The 17,532-nt window shown below is 58.5% G+C and carries 17 protein-coding genes; 14 read left to right on the top strand and 3 right to left on the bottom strand.

Features of this window, described 5'->3' with window-relative positions; all coding sequences use genetic code 11:
* Positions 1-2 precede the first annotated feature (2 nt).
* A complete protein-coding gene (hpaR, locus tag PGS10_RS21480) occupies positions 3-443 on the bottom strand; it encodes a homoprotocatechuate degradation operon regulator HpaR (RefSeq protein ID WP_045395485.1) in 441 nt (146 codons plus the stop codon).
* Between the two features lie 287 nt (positions 444-730).
* On the opposite strand from hpaR, the gene PGS10_RS21475 reads away from it, so the two are divergent.
* From PGS10_RS21475 to yjiA, 14 genes are all read left to right on the top strand, one after another.
* On the top strand, positions 731-1,363 hold the full coding sequence (locus PGS10_RS21475; protein ID WP_004894500.1) for a fumarylacetoacetate hydrolase family protein: 633 nt from the start codon (positions 731-733) through the stop codon (positions 1,361-1,363).
* On the top strand, positions 1,360-2,124 hold the full coding sequence (locus tag PGS10_RS21470) for a fumarylacetoacetate hydrolase family protein (protein WP_316423460.1): 765 nt from the start codon (positions 1,360-1,362) through the stop codon (positions 2,122-2,124). Before PGS10_RS21475 ends, PGS10_RS21470 begins: the two co-directional genes overlap by 4 nt.
* Entirely contained in the window at positions 2,121-3,587 is a 1,467-nt protein-coding gene (gene hpaE, locus PGS10_RS21465; RefSeq protein ID WP_063415892.1) for a 5-carboxymethyl-2-hydroxymuconate semialdehyde dehydrogenase, read from the top strand. Before PGS10_RS21470 ends, hpaE begins: the two co-directional genes overlap by 4 nt.
* Position 3,588: 1 nt before the next feature.
* The gene (gene hpaD, locus PGS10_RS21460) at positions 3,589-4,446 is read left to right on the top strand and encodes a 3,4-dihydroxyphenylacetate 2,3-dioxygenase (protein WP_009485358.1); all 858 of its coding nucleotides are present in this window, start codon (positions 3,589-3,591) and stop codon (positions 4,444-4,446) included.
* Between the two features lie 9 nt (positions 4,447-4,455).
* Positions 4,456-4,836 (top strand): 5-carboxymethyl-2-hydroxymuconate Delta-isomerase, encoded by a 381-nt coding sequence (locus PGS10_RS21455; protein WP_213797743.1) that lies wholly within the window; start codon positions 4,456-4,458, stop codon positions 4,834-4,836.
* Positions 4,837-4,973: 137 nt separating this feature from the next.
* Entirely contained in the window at positions 4,974-5,777 is an 804-nt protein-coding gene (gene hpaH, locus PGS10_RS21450; protein ID WP_002887487.1) for a 2-oxo-hept-4-ene-1,7-dioate hydratase, read from the top strand.
* A 10-nt stretch (positions 5,778-5,787) separates the two neighbouring features.
* Positions 5,788-6,585 (top strand): 4-hydroxy-2-oxoheptanedioate aldolase, encoded by a 798-nt coding sequence (hpaI, locus tag PGS10_RS21445; RefSeq protein WP_045395484.1) that lies wholly within the window; start codon positions 5,788-5,790, stop codon positions 6,583-6,585.
* Positions 6,586-6,606: 21 nt separating this feature from the next.
* Positions 6,607-7,965 carry a 4-hydroxyphenylacetate permease gene (hpaX, locus tag PGS10_RS21440; protein ID WP_316423459.1) on the top strand — a complete coding sequence of 453 codons (1,359 nt, stop codon included), beginning with the start codon at positions 6,607-6,609 and terminating at the stop codon, positions 7,963-7,965.
* Positions 7,966-7,974: 9 nt separating this feature from the next.
* Positions 7,975-8,865: a 4-hydroxyphenylacetate catabolism regulatory protein HpaA gene (gene hpaA / locus PGS10_RS21435; RefSeq protein ID WP_004182836.1), complete on the top strand. Its 891-nt coding sequence runs from the start codon at positions 7,975-7,977 to the stop codon at positions 8,863-8,865.
* Between the two features lie 225 nt (positions 8,866-9,090).
* On the top strand, positions 9,091-10,653 hold the full coding sequence (hpaB, locus tag PGS10_RS21430; protein ID WP_002887473.1) for a 4-hydroxyphenylacetate 3-monooxygenase, oxygenase component: 1,563 nt from the start codon (positions 9,091-9,093) through the stop codon (positions 10,651-10,653).
* Positions 10,654-10,672: 19 nt separating this feature from the next.
* A complete protein-coding gene (locus PGS10_RS21425; protein WP_002887467.1) occupies positions 10,673-11,185 on the top strand; it encodes a 4-hydroxyphenylacetate 3-monooxygenase reductase subunit in 513 nt (170 codons plus the stop codon).
* A 300-nt stretch (positions 11,186-11,485) separates the two neighbouring features.
* Positions 11,486-13,636, top strand: coding sequence for a carbon starvation CstA family protein (locus PGS10_RS21420; protein WP_045395482.1), 2,151 nt, complete (start codon positions 11,486-11,488; stop codon positions 13,634-13,636).
* A 109-nt stretch (positions 13,637-13,745) separates the two neighbouring features.
* Complete coding sequence (locus PGS10_RS21415; RefSeq protein ID WP_002887451.1) at positions 13,746-13,949, top strand: YbdD/YjiX family protein; 204 nt, start codon at positions 13,746-13,748, stop codon at positions 13,947-13,949.
* An 11-nt stretch (positions 13,950-13,960) separates the two neighbouring features.
* Positions 13,961-14,917, top strand: a complete 957-nt coding sequence (gene yjiA, locus PGS10_RS21410) for a GTPase (protein WP_015368442.1) — start codon at positions 13,961-13,963, stop codon at positions 14,915-14,917.
* A 57-nt stretch (positions 14,918-14,974) separates the two neighbouring features.
* Here yjiA and PGS10_RS21405 read toward each other — a convergent pair whose 3' ends face one another.
* On the bottom strand, positions 14,975-16,345 hold the full coding sequence (locus PGS10_RS21405; protein ID WP_047078034.1) for an NAD-dependent succinate-semialdehyde dehydrogenase: 1,371 nt from the start codon (positions 16,343-16,345) through the stop codon (positions 14,975-14,977).
* 166 nt (positions 16,346-16,511) lie between these two features.
* Complete coding sequence (locus PGS10_RS21400) at positions 16,512-17,450, bottom strand: Rpn family recombination-promoting nuclease/putative transposase (RefSeq protein ID WP_316423502.1); 939 nt, start codon at positions 17,448-17,450, stop codon at positions 16,512-16,514.
* Positions 17,451-17,532 lie beyond the last annotated feature (82 nt).

The following is a 17,532-nucleotide window of genomic DNA, read 5'->3' as shown; positions in this document are numbered from 1 at the left end:
CGCTACTCTTCTTCATCACCGCGCGCGGCAGGGACGCCAAGCGCAATAAACTCCTCCAACAGCGTGGTCAGCTGGCGCATCTTTTCCGCCGTAAACTGCGCTTCTATCTGCCGGTAGGCCTCTTCCACCTGCGCCTGGGCGCTCTCATACAGCGCCAGCCCGGCGGGCGTTAACGACAGGTAGAGCTTGCGCTGATCGTTGACCGGTTTTAAGCGCAGCACTAAACCGTCGCGTTCCATGCGCGTCAAAATCCCGGTCAGGCTGGGGCGCAAAATGCAGGCGCGCCAGGCCAGGTCGTGAAAATCCATCGATGGGTTTTCCGCAAGGATACGCACAATACGCCACTGCTGTTCGGTCAGGTTGTGGCGTTTAACGATCGGCCGGAAATGGCCCATCGCCGCTTCTCGCGCCTGCAGCAGCGCAATGGTTAATGAATCATGCATGGTATCCCCTCAACAACGCTAACCAAAACTTATTAACACTTTAATAATTAGCCCTAATCCTGCCATGTACAACCGGTTTCTGCACCTGAAAAGTACCAGTCGCTATCAAAAATAAATATATCTAATTGATATATAAGATATAAATAAAAAACATGTAAATATTGTGTTAATCCGATCACAAAACATTCACTTCTATTTGCCAAACCTTCGCGCAAAGAATAAAAGATGATCATTAACATATTAATGAAATCCCTTCGAATCCGAAATCAGTACCAGAGGAGTGGTGAATGAAAGGTACCATCTTCGCCGTTGCGCTCAATCATCGCAGCCAGCTCGACGCCTGGCGCGAAGCGTTTCAACAGGCCCCCTACAAGACGCCGCCGAAAACTGCGGTCTGGTTCATCAAACCCCGTAATACCGTGATTGGCGATGGCGAAGCCATTCCCCATCCGCAGGGCGAGACCGTACAAAGCGGCGCGACGGTGGCGCTGATTGTCGGCAAAACCGCGCGTAAAGTGGCGGCGGAAGAGGCGGCGAACTATATCGCCGGCTACGCGCTGGCTAACGACGTTAGCCTGCCGGAAGAGAGTTTTTATCGCCCGGCGATCAAGGCCAAATGCCGCGATGGCTTCTGCCCCATCGGCGCGCTGTCGGCGGTGCGCAACGTCGATAACCTGACCATCATCACCGAAATCAACGGCCGCGAGGCGGATAGCTGGCATACCGGCGATCTGCAGCGTAGCGCCGCGCAGCTGCTGAGCGCCTTAAGCGAGTTCGCTACCCTCAATCCCGGCGACGCGATCCTTATCGGCACGCCCCACTCCCGCGTCACGCTGCGCCCCGGCGACCGCGTACGTATTCTCGCCGACGGTTTCCCGGCGCTCGAAAACCCGGTTGTCGCAGAAGGAGAGCTGGCATGAAACAGGCACGTATTGAATGGCAGGGACAGGTACGCGACGTGCTGGTCGATGAACGCGACCAGGTGCGCCTGCCCGATGGCACGGTATTGAAAGAAGGCGAATTCCGCTGGCTGCCGCCCGCCGACAGCACGCTGTTCGCGCTGGGGCTCAACTACGCCGACCACGCCAGCGAGCTGGAGTTTAAACCGCCAACCGAGCCTTTGGTATTCATCAAAGCGCCGAACACTTTTATTGGCCACCAGCAGCAGTCGGTACGCCCGGATAACGTCGAATACATGCACTACGAAGCCGAACTGGTGGTGGTGATCGGGAAAACCGCGCGCCGCGTCAGCGAAGCCGAGGCCATGGACTATGTCGCTGGCTATACCGTGTGCAACGACTACGCGATCCGCGACTATCTGGAAAACTACTACCGCCCGAACCTGCGGGTGAAAAGCCGCGACACCCTGACGCCGATCGGCCCGTGGATCGTCGCCAAAGAGGCGATCCCGGATCCGCATAATCTGGCCCTGCGTACCTGGGTCAACGGCGAACTGCGCCAGCAGGGCACCACCGCCGATCTGATCTTCAGCATCCCGTTCCTCATCGCTTATTTAAGCGAATTTATGACCCTGCAACCGGGCGACATGATCGCCACCGGCACGCCGAAAGGGCTATCCGATGTGGTGCCGGGCGATGAGGTGATCGTTGAAGTCGAGGGCGTGGGCCGCCTGGTCAACCATATCATCAGCCAGCAAGCGTATGAGGAGACACTGTCATGAAAAAGATTAACCATTGGATCAACGGTAAAAACGTTGCCGGCACAGACTATTTTCATACCACCAACCCGGCCACCGGCGAGGTACTGGCTGAAGTCGCCTCCGGCGGCGAAGCCGAAATCAACCAGGCGGTAGCGGCGGCGAAAGAGGCCTTCCCGAAGTGGGCTAACCTGCCGATGAAAGAGCGCGCGCGCCTGATGCGCCGCCTGGGCGATCTGATCGATCAGAACGTCCCGGAGATCGCGGCGATGGAAACCGCCGATACCGGCCTGCCTATCCACCAGACCAAAAACGTGCTGATCCCGCGGGCGTCGCATAACTTCGAATTTTTCGCCGAAGTATGCCAGCAGATGAACGGCAAGACCTATCCGGTCGACGACAAGATGCTTAACTACACCCTCGTGCAGCCGGTTGGCGTCTGCGCGCTGGTGTCGCCGTGGAACGTGCCATTTATGACCGCCACCTGGAAGGTGGCGCCGTGCCTGGCGCTGGGCAATACCGCGGTGCTGAAAATGTCCGAGCTGTCGCCGCTGACCGCCGATCGTCTGGGCGAACTGGCGCTGGAAGCCGGGATCCCGGCTGGCGTGCTCAACGTGGTGCAGGGCTATGGCGCCACCGCTGGCGACGCGCTGGTACGCCATCATGATGTGCGCGCCGTCTCCTTCACCGGCGGCACCGCCACTGGCCGCAACATTATGAAGAACGCCGGCCTGAAAAAGTACTCCATGGAGCTCGGCGGAAAATCGCCGGTGCTGATTTTTGAAGACGCCGATATTGAGCGCGCGCTCGACGCCGCGCTGTTCACCATTTTCTCGATCAACGGCGAACGCTGCACCGCCGGTTCACGCATTTTCATTCAGCAGAGTATTTATCCGGAGTTCGTCAAGCGCTTCGCCGAGCGCGCCAACCGCCTGCGCGTAGGCGATCCGACCGATCCGAATACCCAGGTCGGCGCGCTGATTAGCAAGCAGCACTGGGAGAAAGTGTCCGGCTACATTCGCCTCGGTATCGAAGAGGGGGCCACCCTGCTGGCCGGCGGCGCGGATAAGCCGTCCGATCTGCCGGCGCATCTGAAAGCCGGCAACTTCCTGCGCCCGACGGTACTGGCGGATGTCGACAACCGCATGCGCGTCGCCCAGGAAGAGATTTTTGGCCCGGTTGCCTGCCTGCTGCCGTTCAAAGATGAAGCGGAAGGGCTGCGCCTGGCCAACGATGTGGAATACGGCCTGGCGTCGTACATCTGGACCCAGGACGTCAGCAAAGTGCTGCGTCTGGCGCGCGGTATTGAAGCCGGAATGGTGTTCGTCAACACCCAGAACGTGCGCGACCTGCGTCAGCCGTTCGGCGGCGTGAAGGCCTCCGGCACCGGCCGCGAAGGCGGCGAGTACAGCTTTGAAGTGTTCGCCGAAATGAAAAACGTCTGCATCTCGATGGGCGACCATCCGATCCCGAAATGGGGAGTCTGATATGGGTAAGTTAGCGTTAGCAGCAAAAATCACTCACGTGCCGTCGATGTATCTGTCTGAGCTGCCGGGGAAAAACCACGGCTGCCGTCAGGGCGCGATCGACGGACATAAAGAAATTGGCAAGCGCTGCCGTGAAATGGGCGTCGATACCATTATCGTGTTCGACACCCACTGGCTGGTCAACAGCGCCTACCACATCAACTGTGCCGACCATTTCCAGGGCGTCTACACCAGTAACGAACTGCCGCATTTTATTCGCGACATGACCTACGACTACGACGGCAACCCGGAACTGGGTCACCTGATTGCCGACGAGGCCGTCAAGCTTGGCGTACGCGCCAAAGCGCACAATATTCCGAGCCTGAAGCTGGAATACGGCACCCTGGTGCCGATGCGCTACATGAATAGCGATAAGCATTTCAAAGTGGTGTCCATTTCCGCCTTCTGTACCGTTCACGATTTTGCCGACAGCCGCAAGCTGGGCGAGGCCATCCTCAAGGCCATCGACAAATATGACGGCACCGTGGCGGTGCTGGCCAGCGGTTCGCTGTCGCATCGCTTTATCGACGACCAGCGCGCCGAAGAGGGCATGAACAGCTATACCCGCGAGTTTGACCATCAGATGGATGAGCGCGTGGTGAAGCTGTGGCGCGAAGGCAAATTCAAAGAGTTCTGCACCATGCTGCCGGAGTACGCCGATTACTGCTACGGCGAAGGCAACATGCACGACACGGTGATGCTGCTCGGCCTGCTGGGTTGGGATAAATACGACGGCAAGGTGGAGTTTATCACCGAGTTATTCGCCAGCTCCGGTACCGGCCAGGTTAACGCCGTGTTCCCGCTGCCGGCGCAGGCGTAAGGAGGCCCCATGCCGCATTTTATCGCCGAGTGTAGCGACAATATCCGCGAACAGGCCGATTTACCGGGGCTGTTCGCCAAAGTCAACGAGGCGCTGGCCGCCACCGGCATCTTTCCGATTGGCGGTATTCGCAGCCGCGCCCACTGGCTGGATACCTGGCAGATGGCCGACGGCAAGCAGGATTACGCCTTCGTGCATATGACCCTGAAGATCGGCGCCGGACGTAGCCTGGAGAGCCGTCAGGAGGTGGGCGAAATGCTGTTCGCGCTGATCAAGGCCCACTTTGCCGCGCTGATGGAGAGCCGTTATCTGGCGTTATCGTTCGCCATGGAAGAGCTCGACCCGACGCTGAACTACAAACAGAACAACGTGCACGCGTTATTTAAATAATACATCGAGGCTCAAGCAGGTAGCCCGGCCGAGCAACGCGACGCCGGGGTTTGCTCCGGGCCACCCCGGGGTCGGCGTAAACGCCTCGCCCGGGCTACTCGATTGTGCACATTTCCGGTAATGCCACAGGAATCACTATGCTCGATAAACAGACCCGAACCCTGATTGCCCAGCGGCTGAACCAGGCCGAAAAACAGCGTGAACAGATCCGCGCGATCTCGCTGGATTATCCGTCGATCACCATTGAGGACGCCTACGCCGTCCAGCGCGAATGGGTCGAAATGAAGATCGCCGAAGGCCGCGTGCTCAAAGGCCACAAGATCGGCCTGACCTCTAAAGCGATGCAGGCCAGTTCGCAGATCAGCGAGCCGGACTACGGCGCGCTGCTCGATGATATGTTCTTCCACGACGGCAGCGATATTCCCACCGACCGCTTTATCGTGCCGCGTATCGAAGTCGAACTGGCCTTCGTGCTGGCCAAACCGCTACGCGGCCCGAACTGCACGCTGTTTGATGTCTACAACGCTACCGACTACGTTATCCCGGCGCTTGAGCTTATCGACGCGCGTTGCCACAACATCGACCCGGAAACCCAGCGTCCGCGTAAAGTGTTCGACACCATCTCCGACAACGCCGCCAACGCCGGGGTGATCCTCGGCGGCCGGCCGATTAAACCGGACGAGCTCGACCTGCGCTGGATCTCCGCCCTGCTGTATCGCAACGGCGTGATTGAAGAGACCGGCGTCGCCGCGGGCGTGCTTAATCATCCGGCCAACGGCGTGGCCTGGCTGGCCAACAAGCTGGCGCCGTACGATGTCCAGCTCGAAGCCGGGCAAATTATCCTCGGCGGCTCGTTCACCCGCCCGGTCCCGGCGCGCAAGGGCGATACCTTCCACGTCGACTACGGCAACATGGGCGCCATCAGCTGCCGCTTTGTTTGAGGAGAGCAACATGAACAACGCATTTAAAGAGGCGCTCAAGGCCGGGCGTCCACAAATCGGCCTGTGGCTCGGGCTGTGCAGCAGCTACAGCGCCGAACTGCTGGCCGGCGCGGGCTTCGACTGGCTGCTGATCGACGGCGAACACGCGCCCAACAATGTACAAACGGTGCTGGCCCAGCTTCAGGCCATTGCGCCCTACCCCAGCCAGCCGGTGGTGCGCCCGTCGTGGAACGATCCGGTACAAATTAAACAACTGCTGGATGTCGGCGCACAGACCCTGCTGGTGCCGATGGTGCAGAATGCCGAAGAAGCGCGGCTGGCGGTCAGATCCACCCGCTACCCGCCAGCCGGCATCCGCGGCGTCGGTAGCGCGCTGGCCCGCGCCTCGCGCTGGAATCGCGTCCCGGACTATATCCACCGGGCCAACGACGCCATGTGCGTACTGGTACAGATTGAGACCCGCGAAGCGCTGAAAAATCTGCCGCAGATCCTCGATGTCGACGGGGTGGACGGCGTGTTTATCGGTCCGGCGGATCTCAGCGCCGATATGGGCCACGGCGGCAATCCGCAGCACCCGGAAGTGCAGGCCGCCATCGAAGATGCCATCCAGCAAATCCGTCAGGCCGGCAAGGCGCCGGGGATCCTGATGGCCAATGAACAACTGGCGAAACGCTATCTCGAACTGGGCGCGCTGTTCGTCGCCGTCGGCGTCGATACCACCCTGTTGGCCCGCGGCGCAGAAGCGCTGGCGGCCCGTTTTACCCACACCGCAACGACCACAACCGATAACAATAAATCCGTCTATTGAACGGATAATGTGGAGCGCAACATGACTACCTCTACCCTGCAACACAATGATAATAAAGCCGTTGAAGTAGAAAACCGGGTGATCAAAAAGCTGTTCCGCCGCCTGATTACCTTCCTGTTTGTTCTCTTTGTTTTCTCATTTTTGGATCGAATTAATATCGGTTTCGCCGGCCTGACGATGGGCAAAGATCTCGGCCTGACCTCCACCATGTTCGGCCTGGCGGCGACGCTGTTCTACGTCACCTACGTGCTGTGCGGGATCCCCAGCAATATCATGCTGGCGAAAGTCGGCGCGCGCCGCTGGATTGCCGGGATCATGGTGGTCTGGGGGATCGCCTCGACCTGTACCATGTTCGCCACCAATCCACATACGCTATACATCCTGCGCATGCTGGTCGGCATCGCCGAGGCCGGCTTTCTGCCGGGGATCCTCGTCTATCTGACCTGGTGGTTTCCGGCCTACCATCGCGCCCGCGCCAACGCCCTGTTTATGATCGCCATGCCGGTGACCATGATGCTCGGCTCGATACTTTCCGGCTATATTCTGGCGCTCGACGGCCTGTGGAACCTGAAAGGCTGGCAGTGGCTGTTTCTGCTGGAAGGCCTGCCGTCGGTGGTACTCGGCGTCGTCACCTGGTTCTTCCTCAACGACACGCCGGATAAAGCCAACTGGCTGGACAACGAAGAGAAACAGGCGCTGAAGGCGATGATCGATCGCGAACGGGAACATGCGGCGATCGTCCCGGCCTCGCCGCGCTCCACGCTGCGCGAAGTACTGACGCCGGCGGTGCTGATGTATACCCTCGCCTACTTCTGCCTGACCAATACCCTCAGCGCCATTAATATCTGGACGCCGCAGATCCTGCAGAGCTTTAACACCGGCAGCAGCAACATCATGATTGGCCTGCTGGCGGCGATCCCGCAGTTCTGCACCATTTTCGGCATGATCTGGTGGAGTCGCCGCTCCGACCGCCGCAAAGAGCGCAAGATGCATACCATCCTGCCCTACCTGTTCGCCGCGGCGGGTTGGCTGCTGGCTTCGGCAACCCACCACAGCCTGATCCAACTGATCGGTATTGTTATGGCCTCGGTGGGATCCTTTACCGCGATGGCCATTTTCTGGACCACCCCGGATCGGGTGATCAGCCTGCAATCGCGCGCGGTGGCACTGGCGGTGATCAACGCCATCGGCAACGTCGGCTCTGCCGTCAGCCCGCTGTTGATCGGCATATTGCGCGATACCACCGGCAGCTTTAGCTCCGGGCTGTGGTTTGTCGCCGGGCTGCTAATCGTCGGCGCGCTGGTGCTCAACCGCATTCCGATGAGCCAGCGCGATGCCGCCGCCGCCGCGCCGGGCTTAGCGGCGCAAAAAGGCCACTAAGGAGCGGGTATGTGTCAGCATTCAATCGCCAACATCGATATCAATAAAGATTACGACGAGAGCCTGGGTACCGAAGAGGTGCACTATCAGTCGTTTGCCCGTATGGCGGCCTTTTTTGGCCGCGACATGCAGGCGCATCGCCACGACCGCTATTTTCAGATGCACTTTCTTGATACCGGGCAGATTGAGCTGCAGCTTGATGACCATCGCTACTCGGTGCAGGCGCCGCTGTTTGTGATAACGCCGCCTTCGGTGCCGCACGCCTTTATTACCGAGTCCGATAGCGATGGTCACGTGTTGACGGTGCACGAAGAGCTCATCTGGCCGCTGCTGGAGGTGCTTTATCCCGGCACGCGGGAGACCTTCGGCCTGCCGGGGATCTGCCTGTCGCTGGCGGATAAACCCGACGAGCTGGCGGCGCTGGCGCACTACTGGCAGCTGATTCGCCGCGAATCCACCGCTCAGCTGCCGGGGCGCGAGCATACCCTGGCGCTGCTGGCGCAGGCGGTATTTACCCTGCTGCTGCGCAACGCCAGGCTCGACGATCATGCCGCCAGCGGCATGCGCGGCGAGCTGAAATTATTCCAGCGCTTTAACCAGATGATCGACAGCCACTTTCATCAACACTGGACGGTACCGGATTACGCCAACGAGCTGCATCTGACCGAATCGCGGTTGACCGATATCTGCCGCCGCTTCGCCAACCGCCCCCCGAAGCGGCTGATATTCGACCGCCAGCTACGCGAGGCGAAGCGGCTGCTGCTGTTTTCCGATAGCGCGGTCAATGAGATAGCCTGGCAACTGGGGTTTAAAGATCCCGCCTATTTTGCGCGCTTTTTTAGCCGCCAGGTCGGCTGCTCGCCAAGCAGTTACCGGGCGCAAAAAGTACCGGTGTCGTAATACCCCGGCGGCGCCGCGCTTGCCGGGGCTACGGTCCATAGGGCCTGTCAGCGCCGCGCCGCCCGCCAAAAGCTGCAGAGATCACAAAATTCACTCCCGCCTGAAAAGTACCCGCCGTTGTCGCAAACGTCCCTTCACGACAAGCGCAATAACCGCTTCAATTAAACAACAAAAACAAAACATATATTTAACATCATTATTCCGATAAATACTGAAGAGGCCCCTATGAAACCTGAAGATTTCCGCGCCGACGCGAAACGCCCGTTAACTGGCGAAGAGTATTTAAAAAGCCTGCAGGATGGCCGCGAAATTTATATCTACGGCGAGCGCGTGAAGGATGTCACCACGCATCCGGCCTTCCGTAATGCCGCGGCTTCTGTCGCTCAGCTGTACGATGCGCTGCACAAACCGGAGATGCAGGATTCCCTGTGCTGGGGCACCGATACCGGTAGCGGCGGCTACACCCATAAATTCTTCCGCGTGGCGAAAAGCGCCGACGATCTGCGCCAGCAGCGCGACGCCATCGCCGAGTGGTCGCGCTTAAGCTACGGCTGGATGGGCCGCACCCCGGACTACAAAGCCGCCTTCGGCTGCGCGCTGGGCGCCAACCCGGCGTTTTACGGCCAGTTCGAGCAGAACGCCCGCAACTGGTACACCCGCATTCAGGAAACCGGCCTGTACTTTAACCACGCAATCGTCAACCCGCCGATCGACCGCCACAAGCCGGCTGATGAAGTGAAGGACGTCTACATCAAGCTGGAAAAAGAGACCGATGCCGGGATCATCGTCAGCGGCGCGAAAGTGGTCGCCACCAACTCAGCGCTGACCCACTACAACATGATCGGCTTCGGCTCCGCGCAGGTGATGGGCGAGAACCCGGACTTCGCGCTGATGTTCGTCGCGCCGATGGATGCCGAAGGCGTCAAGCTTATCTCCCGCGCCTCCTATGAGATGGTCGCCGGTGCGACCGGCTCGCCGTACGACTATCCGCTTTCCAGCCGTTTCGACGAGAACGACGCGATTCTGGTGATGGATAAGGTGCTGATCCCATGGGAGAACGTACTGATTTATCGCGACTTCGACCGCTGCCGCCGCTGGACCATGGAAGGCGGTTTCGCCCGCATGTACCCGCTGCAGGCCTGCGTGCGCCTGGCGGTAAAACTGGACTTTATCACCGCCCTGCTGAAGCGTTCTCTGGAATGTACCGGCACCCTCGAATTCCGCGGCGTGCAGGCCGACCTTGGCGAAGTGGTGGCGTGGCGCAACATGTTCTGGGCGTTAAGCGATTCTATGTGCTCGGAAGCGACGCCGTGGGTCAACGGCGCATGGCTGCCGGATCACGCCGCGCTGCAGACCTATCGCGTGATGGCGCCGATGGCCTACGCCAAGATCAAGAACATCATCGAGCGTAACGTCACCAGCGGCCTGATTTATCTGCCGTCCAGCGCCCGCGATCTGAACAACCCGCAGATCGACCAGTATCTGGCGAAGTACGTGCGCGGCTCCAACGGTATGGATCACGTTGAACGTATCAAGATCCTCAAACTAATGTGGGACGCGATCGGCAGCGAATTCGGCGGCCGTCATGAACTGTATGAAATCAACTACTCCGGTAGCCAGGATGAAATTCGCCTGCAGTGTCTGCGTCAGGCGCAGAGCTCCGGCAATATGGACAAAATGATGGCGATGGTTGACCGCTGCCTGTCCGAGTACGACCAGAACGGCTGGACGGTGCCGCATCTGCACAATAACGCTGATATCAACATGTTGGATAAGCTGCTGAAGTAATTCACAGCGGGAGGTCATAATGCAATTAGATGAACAACGCCTGCGTTTTCGCGATGCCATGGCCAGCCTGTCGGCGGCGGTTAACGTTGTCACCACCGCAGGCGAAGCCGGCCGCTGCGGCATTACCGCCACGGCGGTTTGCTCGGTGACGGATACGCCGCCATCGGTAATGGTTTGTATCAACGCCAACAGCGCGATGAACCCGGTCTTTCAGGGCAACGGCAAGTTGTGCATCAACGTGCTGAACCACGAACAGGAAATCATGGCCCGTCACTTCGCCGGGATGACCGGGGTGACGATGGAAGAGCGGTTTGCCCTCAGCGGCTGGCAGCAGGGCGCGCTCGGGCAGCCGGTGCTGAAAGGCTCGCTGGCCAGCCTCGAAGGCGAGATAAGCCAGGTGCAAACCATTGGTACCCACCTGGTGTATCTGGTGGAGATCCGCAATATTACCCTGAGCCCGCAAGGGCACGGCCTGATTTACTTTAAACGCCGTTTCCATCCGGTGATGATGGAAATGGAAGTCGCGGTGTAATGGCCTCGTCTGCTCCTCTCCGCCCGGGGAGGAGCCTTATCTTTCATGACCATCTTCCCGGTCATAATACCCTGTGATCTCAATCACATATTTATCTCCTGTTCACTTCATAGCCAACCGCTTACCCCAGCTAGCGACCGCTTAACCCCCCATACAACCACTCACTCATTTACCCAACTTTACGCGCGCGCAGTTCTGGCAAGATCGACGCTAGCCTAGCTAATCAATACCTCCACCAACCCAAACACAAAACCAGACGGCTTCGGCCAATTATTAATCTAATTAACGCCAGGTTTTACTATGGATACCAAAAAACTACTCAAGCACATACCCTGGGTGATTCTTGGAATCATCGGGGCATTTTGCCTCTCAGTCGTCGCGTTGCGCCGCGGTGAGCACGTCAGTGCGCTGTGGATCGTCGTCGCGTCGGTTTCCGTGTACCTCGTCGCCTACCGTTATTACAGCCTGTATATCGCGCAGAAGGTGATGAAGCTTGACCCAACGCGCGCGACGCCGGCGGTCATTAATAACGATGGCCTGAACTACGTGCCGACCAACCGCTACGTGCTGTTCGGCCACCACTTCGCCGCTATTGCCGGCGCCGGCCCGCTGGTCGGCCCGGTACTGGCCGCGCAGATGGGCTATCTGCCGGGCACCCTGTGGCTACTGGCCGGCGTGGTGCTGGCGGGCGCGGTACAGGACTTCATGGTGCTGTTTATCTCCTCGCGGCGCAACGGCGCCTCGCTGGGCGAGATGATTAAACAGGAGATGGGGCCGGTACCGGGGTCTATCGCCCTGTTCGGCTGCTTCCTGATTATGATCATCATCCTCGCGGTGCTGGCGCTCATCGTGGTGAAAGCGCTGGCGGAGAGCCCGTGGGGCGTCTTTACCGTCTGCTCGACGGTGCCTATCGCGCTGTTTATGGGTATTTATATGCGCTTCCTGCGCCCTGGCCGCGTCGGTGAAGTCTCGGTTATCGGTATCGTGCTGCTGGTGGCGTCTATCTGGTTTGGCGGCATCATTGCCCACGACCCGTACTGGGGCCCGGCGCTGACCTTTAAAGACACCACCATCACCTTTACCCTGATTGGCTACGCGTTTATCTCCGCGCTGCTGCCGGTATGGCTGATTCTGGCGCCGCGTGACTATCTGGCCACTTTCCTGAAAATCGGCGTGATCGTCGGCCTGGCGCTGGGGATCGTTATCCTCAACCCGGACCTGAAAATGCCGGCAGTGACCCAGTACATTGATGGTACCGGCCCGCTGTGGAAAGGCGCGCTGTTCCCGTTCCTGTTTATCACCATCGCCTGCGGCGCGGTCTCCGGCTTCCACGCGCTGATCGCCTCCGGCACCACGCCGAAGCTGCTGGCCAACGAAACCGACGCCCGCTTTATCGGCTACGGCGCGATGCTGATGGAGTCGTTCGTCGCCATCATGGCGCTGGTCGCGGCATCAATTATCGAACCGGGTCTCTACTTCGCGATGAACACCCCGCCGGCGGGCCTTGGCATCGTCATGCCAAACCTGCACGAAATGGGCGGTGAAAACGCGGCGATGATCGCTGCGCAGCTGAAAGAAGTGACCGTCCACGCGGCGGCGACCGTCAGCTCCTGGGGCTTCGTAATTTCACCTGAGCAGATCCTGCAAACGGCGAAAGATATCGGCGAACCTTCCGTACTGAACCGCGCCGGCGGCGCGCCGACGCTGGCCGTCGGTATCGCTCACGTGTTCCACAAAATCATCCCGATGGCGGATATGGGCTTCTGGTACCACTTCGGTATCCTGTTTGAAGCGCTGTTTATCCTCACCGCGCTGGATGCCGGTACCCGCGCAGGCCGCTTTATGCTGCAGGATCTGTTGGGTAACTTCGTGCCGTTCCTGAAAAAAACCGACTCGCTGGTCGCCGGTATTATCGGTACCGCCGGCTGCGTCGGCCTGTGGGGTTACCTGCTGTATCAGGGCGTGGTCGACCCGCTGGGCGGCGTGAAGAGCCTGTGGCCGCTGTTCGGTATTTCTAACCAGATGCTGGCCGCGGTGGCGCTGGTGCTCGGCACGGTGGTGCTGATCAAAATGCAGCGCACCAAATATATCTGGGTTACCGTTATTCCGGCTGCGTGGCTGCTGCTGTGCACCACCTGGGCGCTGGGTCTGAAACTGTTCAGCACCAACCCGCAGATGGAAGGCTTCTTCTTTATGGCTCAGCAGTATAAAGAGAAGATTGCCGCCGGCGGCGAGCTGACCGCGCAGCAGGTCGCCAACATGAACCATATCGTGGTTAACAACTACACCAACGCCGGCCTGAGCATCCTGTTCCTGGTGGTGGTGTACAGCATCATCTTCTACGGCATCAAAACCTGGCTCAATGTCCGCAACAATAAGGTGCGTACCGACAAAGAGACTCCGTATGTGCCGGTACCGGAAGGCGGCGTGAAAACCTCGTCACATCATTAACCCTGATGCCGGATAGCGCTACGCTTATCCGGCCTACCAAAAGCGCATTAACGTAGGCCGGATATGGCGCTAGCCGCCATCCGGCTTTATTCGTTATCTGGAACTCACAATGTTTGGTAACTTAGGTCAGGCAAAAAAATATCTCGGTCAGGCGGCAAAAATGCTGATCGGCATTCCGGATTACGACAACTACGTCACCCATATGCAAACCAACCATCCGGATCAGCCGTACATGACTTATGAAGAATTCTTCCGCGAACGCCAGCAGGCCCGCTACGGCGGCGACGGCAAAGGCGGCGTACGCTGCTGTTAATGGAGGCAATAATGGCACCGATTGCAGTCACCCTACTCACCGGTTTTCTCGGCGCGGGAAAAACCACCCTGCTGCGCCACATCCTTAATGAGCAGCACGGTTTCAAAATCGCCGTGATTGAAAATGAATTTGGCGAAGTGTCCGTTGACGACCAGCTGATCGGCGATCGCGCCACGCAGATTAAAACCCTGACCAACGGCTGTATTTGCTGTACGCGCTCCAACGAACTGGAGGATGCCCTGCTCGATCTACTCGACAGCCGCGATCGCGGCGAGATTGCCTTCGACCGACTGGTGATTGAGTGCACCGGCATGGCCGACCCGGGGCCGATTATCCAGACCTTTTTCTCCCACGAGGTGCTTTGCGAACGCTATCTGCTGGACGGCGTGATCGCCCTGGTCGACGCCGTCCATGCCGACCAGCAGATGGATCAGTTCACCATTGCCCAGTCGCAGGTCGGCTACGCGGACCGGATTCTGTTAACCAAAACCGATGTCGCCGGCGACACCGAAAAGCTGCGCGAACGGCTGGCGCGCATCAACGCGCGGGCGCCAATTTATACCGTCATCCACGGCGATATCGATTTAAGCCTGCTCTTTAATACCAGCGGTTTTATGCTCGAAGAGAAGGTTGTCAGCGCCACACCGCGCTTTCACTTCGTGGCGGAAAAACAGAACGACGTCTCGTCGATTGTGGTCGAGCTCGACTATCCGGTGGATATCAGTGAGGTGTCACGGGTGATGGAAAACCTGCTGCTCTCCTTCGCCGAGCAACTGATGCGCTATAAAGGCATGCTATGGATCGACGGCGAGCCAAATCGCCTGCTGTTCCAGGGCGTGCAGCGCCTCTACAGCGCCGACTGGGACCGCCCGTGGGGCGATGAAACGCCGCACAGCACGCTGGTGTTTATCGGCATTCAGCTGCCGGAAGAGGAAATCCGCGCCGCGTTTGCCGGGCTACGCAAATAGCCGCGGCAAAAAGGTTACCCTCTCCCGATGGGAGAGGGATATTGCGCGCAGGGTGGTTTAGCGGCGAACGACCACCAGCTTCTGATTCACAAACTCTTTGATACCGAGGTCGGAGAGCTCGCGGCCAAAGCCGGAACGCTTCACGCCGCCAAAAGGCAGCTCCGGCGCGGTATCCGTTAACCAGTTGATATAGACCATGCCGGTTTCAATCCCCGAAGCCATGCGCTTCGCCCGCTCAATGTCCTGACTGAACACCGCGCCGCCCAGGCCGTAGTGAGAGTCGTTGGCGAGCGCAATCGCCTCATCATCGTCTTTCACCACGTAAATCTGCGCCACCGGGCCAAAGAACTCCTCGAAGTACGCCGGGTTATCACGGGTAATTCCCGTCAGAATGGTGGGTTCATAGAAGTTGCCTTCGCCCGAAACCGGCTTGCCGCCAAGGTGTAATTTGGCCCCATGCTTCACCGCCTCGTCGACCTGCTTGCTTAAGGTTTCCAGCGCATCTTTCGAGGAAAGTGGGCCAAGCGTAGTGCTTTCATCCAGCGGATCGCCGATCTTCACCTGGCGGAAGGCATCGCTAAATTTGGTCAGGAACGACTCGGCGATCTTTTCATGCAAAATAAAGCGCTTGGCGGCGGTGCAAACCTGCCCGGCGTTGTTCAGCCGCGCCTGTACGCCAATTTTCACCGCGCGTTCCAGGTCGGCATCGTCGAGCACTACAAACACATCGTTGCCGCCCAGCTCCAGCGTCGCTTTCTTGATATGTTTCGCCGCCTGCGCCGCTACGATGCCGCCCGCTTTTTCCGAACCGGTCAGCGCCACGCCCTGCACCCGATCGTCGGCGATGATTTTCGCCACCTGATCCTGGGAGATAAACAGATTGGTCCACGCCCCTTCCGGCGCGCCAGCCTCGCGCACCAGATACGCGAAGGTCTCGGCGCAATGCGGAACGATGCTGGCATGTTTGGCAATCACCGGGTTACCGGCCGCCAGATTTGGCGCCAGCACGCGCATTAACTGGTAATAGGGGAAGTTCCACGGCTCCACCGCCATTAAGACGCCGATGGGATGATGCTCAACCCAGGCTTCGCCAGACTCGGAGGGATACTTCACCGGCGCCAGGAACCGTTCGGCGTTGTCGGCATAATAGCGGGCGATCTGCGCGCAGAGTTTGACCTCGCCGCGGCTCTGTTTAATGAGCTTCCCCATCTCCTGGCTGGCGATTTTCGCCAGCTCCTCCGCCCGGCTGTCGATAAGATCGGCAAGCTTATGCAACACCGGCAGACGCTGCGCAATATCGCCTTTCGCCCATGCAGAATGATAAAGCGCATTGGCCTGTTTTAGCGCCGCCTCCACGTCCGCATCGCTGTGTGCGGGATAGCTCTTAATTAGCTGGTTATTCGCAGGATTCACTGTCTGATAAGCCATATCGCATGTCTCCTTGTTATCGCTATTAACGCAGTCAAAAATGCCGCTAAGGATATTAAGGGTAGTCGAGATAGCTGACGATGCGGGTAAAGTTAGGTATATCCGGAATATTCCATGAGGGTGGATAGCAGGGACGTCCCTGGAGCGCCCCGGCATAACGGCATCATTAATGTGATAACGTGGCTATTTCTTCGGCGTCCAGACCGGTGATCTTCAGTACGGTTTCAGGTGCAATACCGTCGGCAAGCATCATCCTCGCAATTCGCTGCGCTTCGGCGTGCTGCCCTTCTTGTCTACCTTCTTGCCATCCTTCAAGCCGCCCTTCACGTTTGCCTTTTCTGCGGCCAACTTCCTGTAATCTTTCGGCGATGGTCATCAATCTCTCCCTATGCTGAGGAACCCGATGCGCGACTTCGCGAATAAACCGGCCGAAGCGGCGCACGTTGCCAGTTTGCAGCAAATAATTAAATAGCGTTTTTAGCTGCCTGTCATTAGCGTAACCGCTAAGTAAAATTGACGTTAGCTGCTCGACGATGCCCATTAAATTACGCTGACGAATATGTTTTTGCATAAGTTCTAATAGCGCCACGCGTCGATGTCCCACAATTTCATCGTCCGGGATAACGGTGATATCTACCAGCGGAAAGGGTGACGAATAAAGCGCCCTCGCCAGCAGCGGGTCAGCAAACCTATCGAGCCAGTTAAGCGACCCGGGATACGGAGACACGCAGCCATGGTAGAACAGCATCGGCACCACCAGCGGCAAGGTATTATGGCCACCGTCGAGATGACGTTGCATAGCGGCAATAGCATAGCGCATCAGGCGAAACGCCATCTGCGCATCGGGTGAACTCTGATGCTCGATAACCACGTAGATGTAGCCCTCGCCAGAAGTCGTTTTTACCGACCACAGCACATCCGAATACCAGGCTCGCAGATTCTCTTCGATAAAACTACCTGATTCCAGCTGTAGCGAATTGAGATCGCAAATCTGACGCAGCAAGGGCGGTAGGTGGATCGACAAAAAATCACGCGCGGTATCAGTGTGCGTGAGAAATTTTTTGAAAACCGCATCATGCGGCGTAGACGTTGTGGACTTTTCCATGTGTTCGCCCCTGCCAGCCAATTCTGCTGCGACTTTACGCTGCTGGTTTTCCTCAGACACCTGGCAAAAAGCGTTTTCACGA

The sequence above is a fragment of the Klebsiella sp. 141153 genome (assembly GCF_032601995.1).
Classification (GTDB): domain Bacteria; phylum Pseudomonadota; class Gammaproteobacteria; order Enterobacterales; family Enterobacteriaceae; genus Klebsiella; species Klebsiella aerogenes.
This window is presented reverse-complemented; position numbering and strand designations above follow the sequence as displayed.

Excerpts from the sequence above, each read along its gene's own strand:
- hpaR (WP_045395485.1), bottom strand. The coding sequence starts at position 443 with ATGCATGATTCATTAACCATTGCGCTGCTGCAGGCGCGAGAAGCGGCG.
- PGS10_RS21475 (WP_004894500.1), top strand. The coding sequence starts at position 731 with ATGAAAGGTACCATCTTCGCCGTTGCGCTCAATCATCGCAGCCAGCTC.
- PGS10_RS21470 (WP_316423460.1), top strand. The coding sequence starts at position 1,360 with ATGAAACAGGCACGTATTGAATGGCAGGGACAGGTACGCGACGTGCTG.
- hpaE (WP_063415892.1), top strand. The coding sequence starts at position 2,121 with ATGAAAAAGATTAACCATTGGATCAACGGTAAAAACGTTGCCGGCACA.
- hpaD (WP_009485358.1), top strand. The coding sequence starts at position 3,589 with ATGGGTAAGTTAGCGTTAGCAGCAAAAATCACTCACGTGCCGTCGATG.
- PGS10_RS21455 (WP_213797743.1), top strand. The coding sequence starts at position 4,456 with ATGCCGCATTTTATCGCCGAGTGTAGCGACAATATCCGCGAACAGGCC.
- hpaH (WP_002887487.1), top strand. The coding sequence starts at position 4,974 with ATGCTCGATAAACAGACCCGAACCCTGATTGCCCAGCGGCTGAACCAG.
- hpaI (WP_045395484.1), top strand. The coding sequence starts at position 5,788 with ATGAACAACGCATTTAAAGAGGCGCTCAAGGCCGGGCGTCCACAAATC.
- hpaX (WP_316423459.1), top strand. The coding sequence starts at position 6,607 with ATGACTACCTCTACCCTGCAACACAATGATAATAAAGCCGTTGAAGTA.
- hpaA (WP_004182836.1), top strand. The coding sequence starts at position 7,975 with ATGTGTCAGCATTCAATCGCCAACATCGATATCAATAAAGATTACGAC.
- hpaB (WP_002887473.1), top strand. The coding sequence starts at position 9,091 with ATGAAACCTGAAGATTTCCGCGCCGACGCGAAACGCCCGTTAACTGGC.
- PGS10_RS21425 (WP_002887467.1), top strand. The coding sequence starts at position 10,673 with ATGCAATTAGATGAACAACGCCTGCGTTTTCGCGATGCCATGGCCAGC.
- PGS10_RS21420 (WP_045395482.1), top strand. The coding sequence starts at position 11,486 with ATGGATACCAAAAAACTACTCAAGCACATACCCTGGGTGATTCTTGGA.
- PGS10_RS21415 (WP_002887451.1), top strand. The coding sequence starts at position 13,746 with ATGTTTGGTAACTTAGGTCAGGCAAAAAAATATCTCGGTCAGGCGGCA.
- yjiA (WP_015368442.1), top strand. The coding sequence starts at position 13,961 with ATGGCACCGATTGCAGTCACCCTACTCACCGGTTTTCTCGGCGCGGGA.
- PGS10_RS21405 (WP_047078034.1), bottom strand. The coding sequence starts at position 16,345 with ATGGCTTATCAGACAGTGAATCCTGCGAATAACCAGCTAATTAAGAGC.
- PGS10_RS21400 (WP_316423502.1), bottom strand. The coding sequence starts at position 17,450 with ATGGAAAAGTCCACAACGTCTACGCCGCATGATGCGGTTTTCAAAAAA.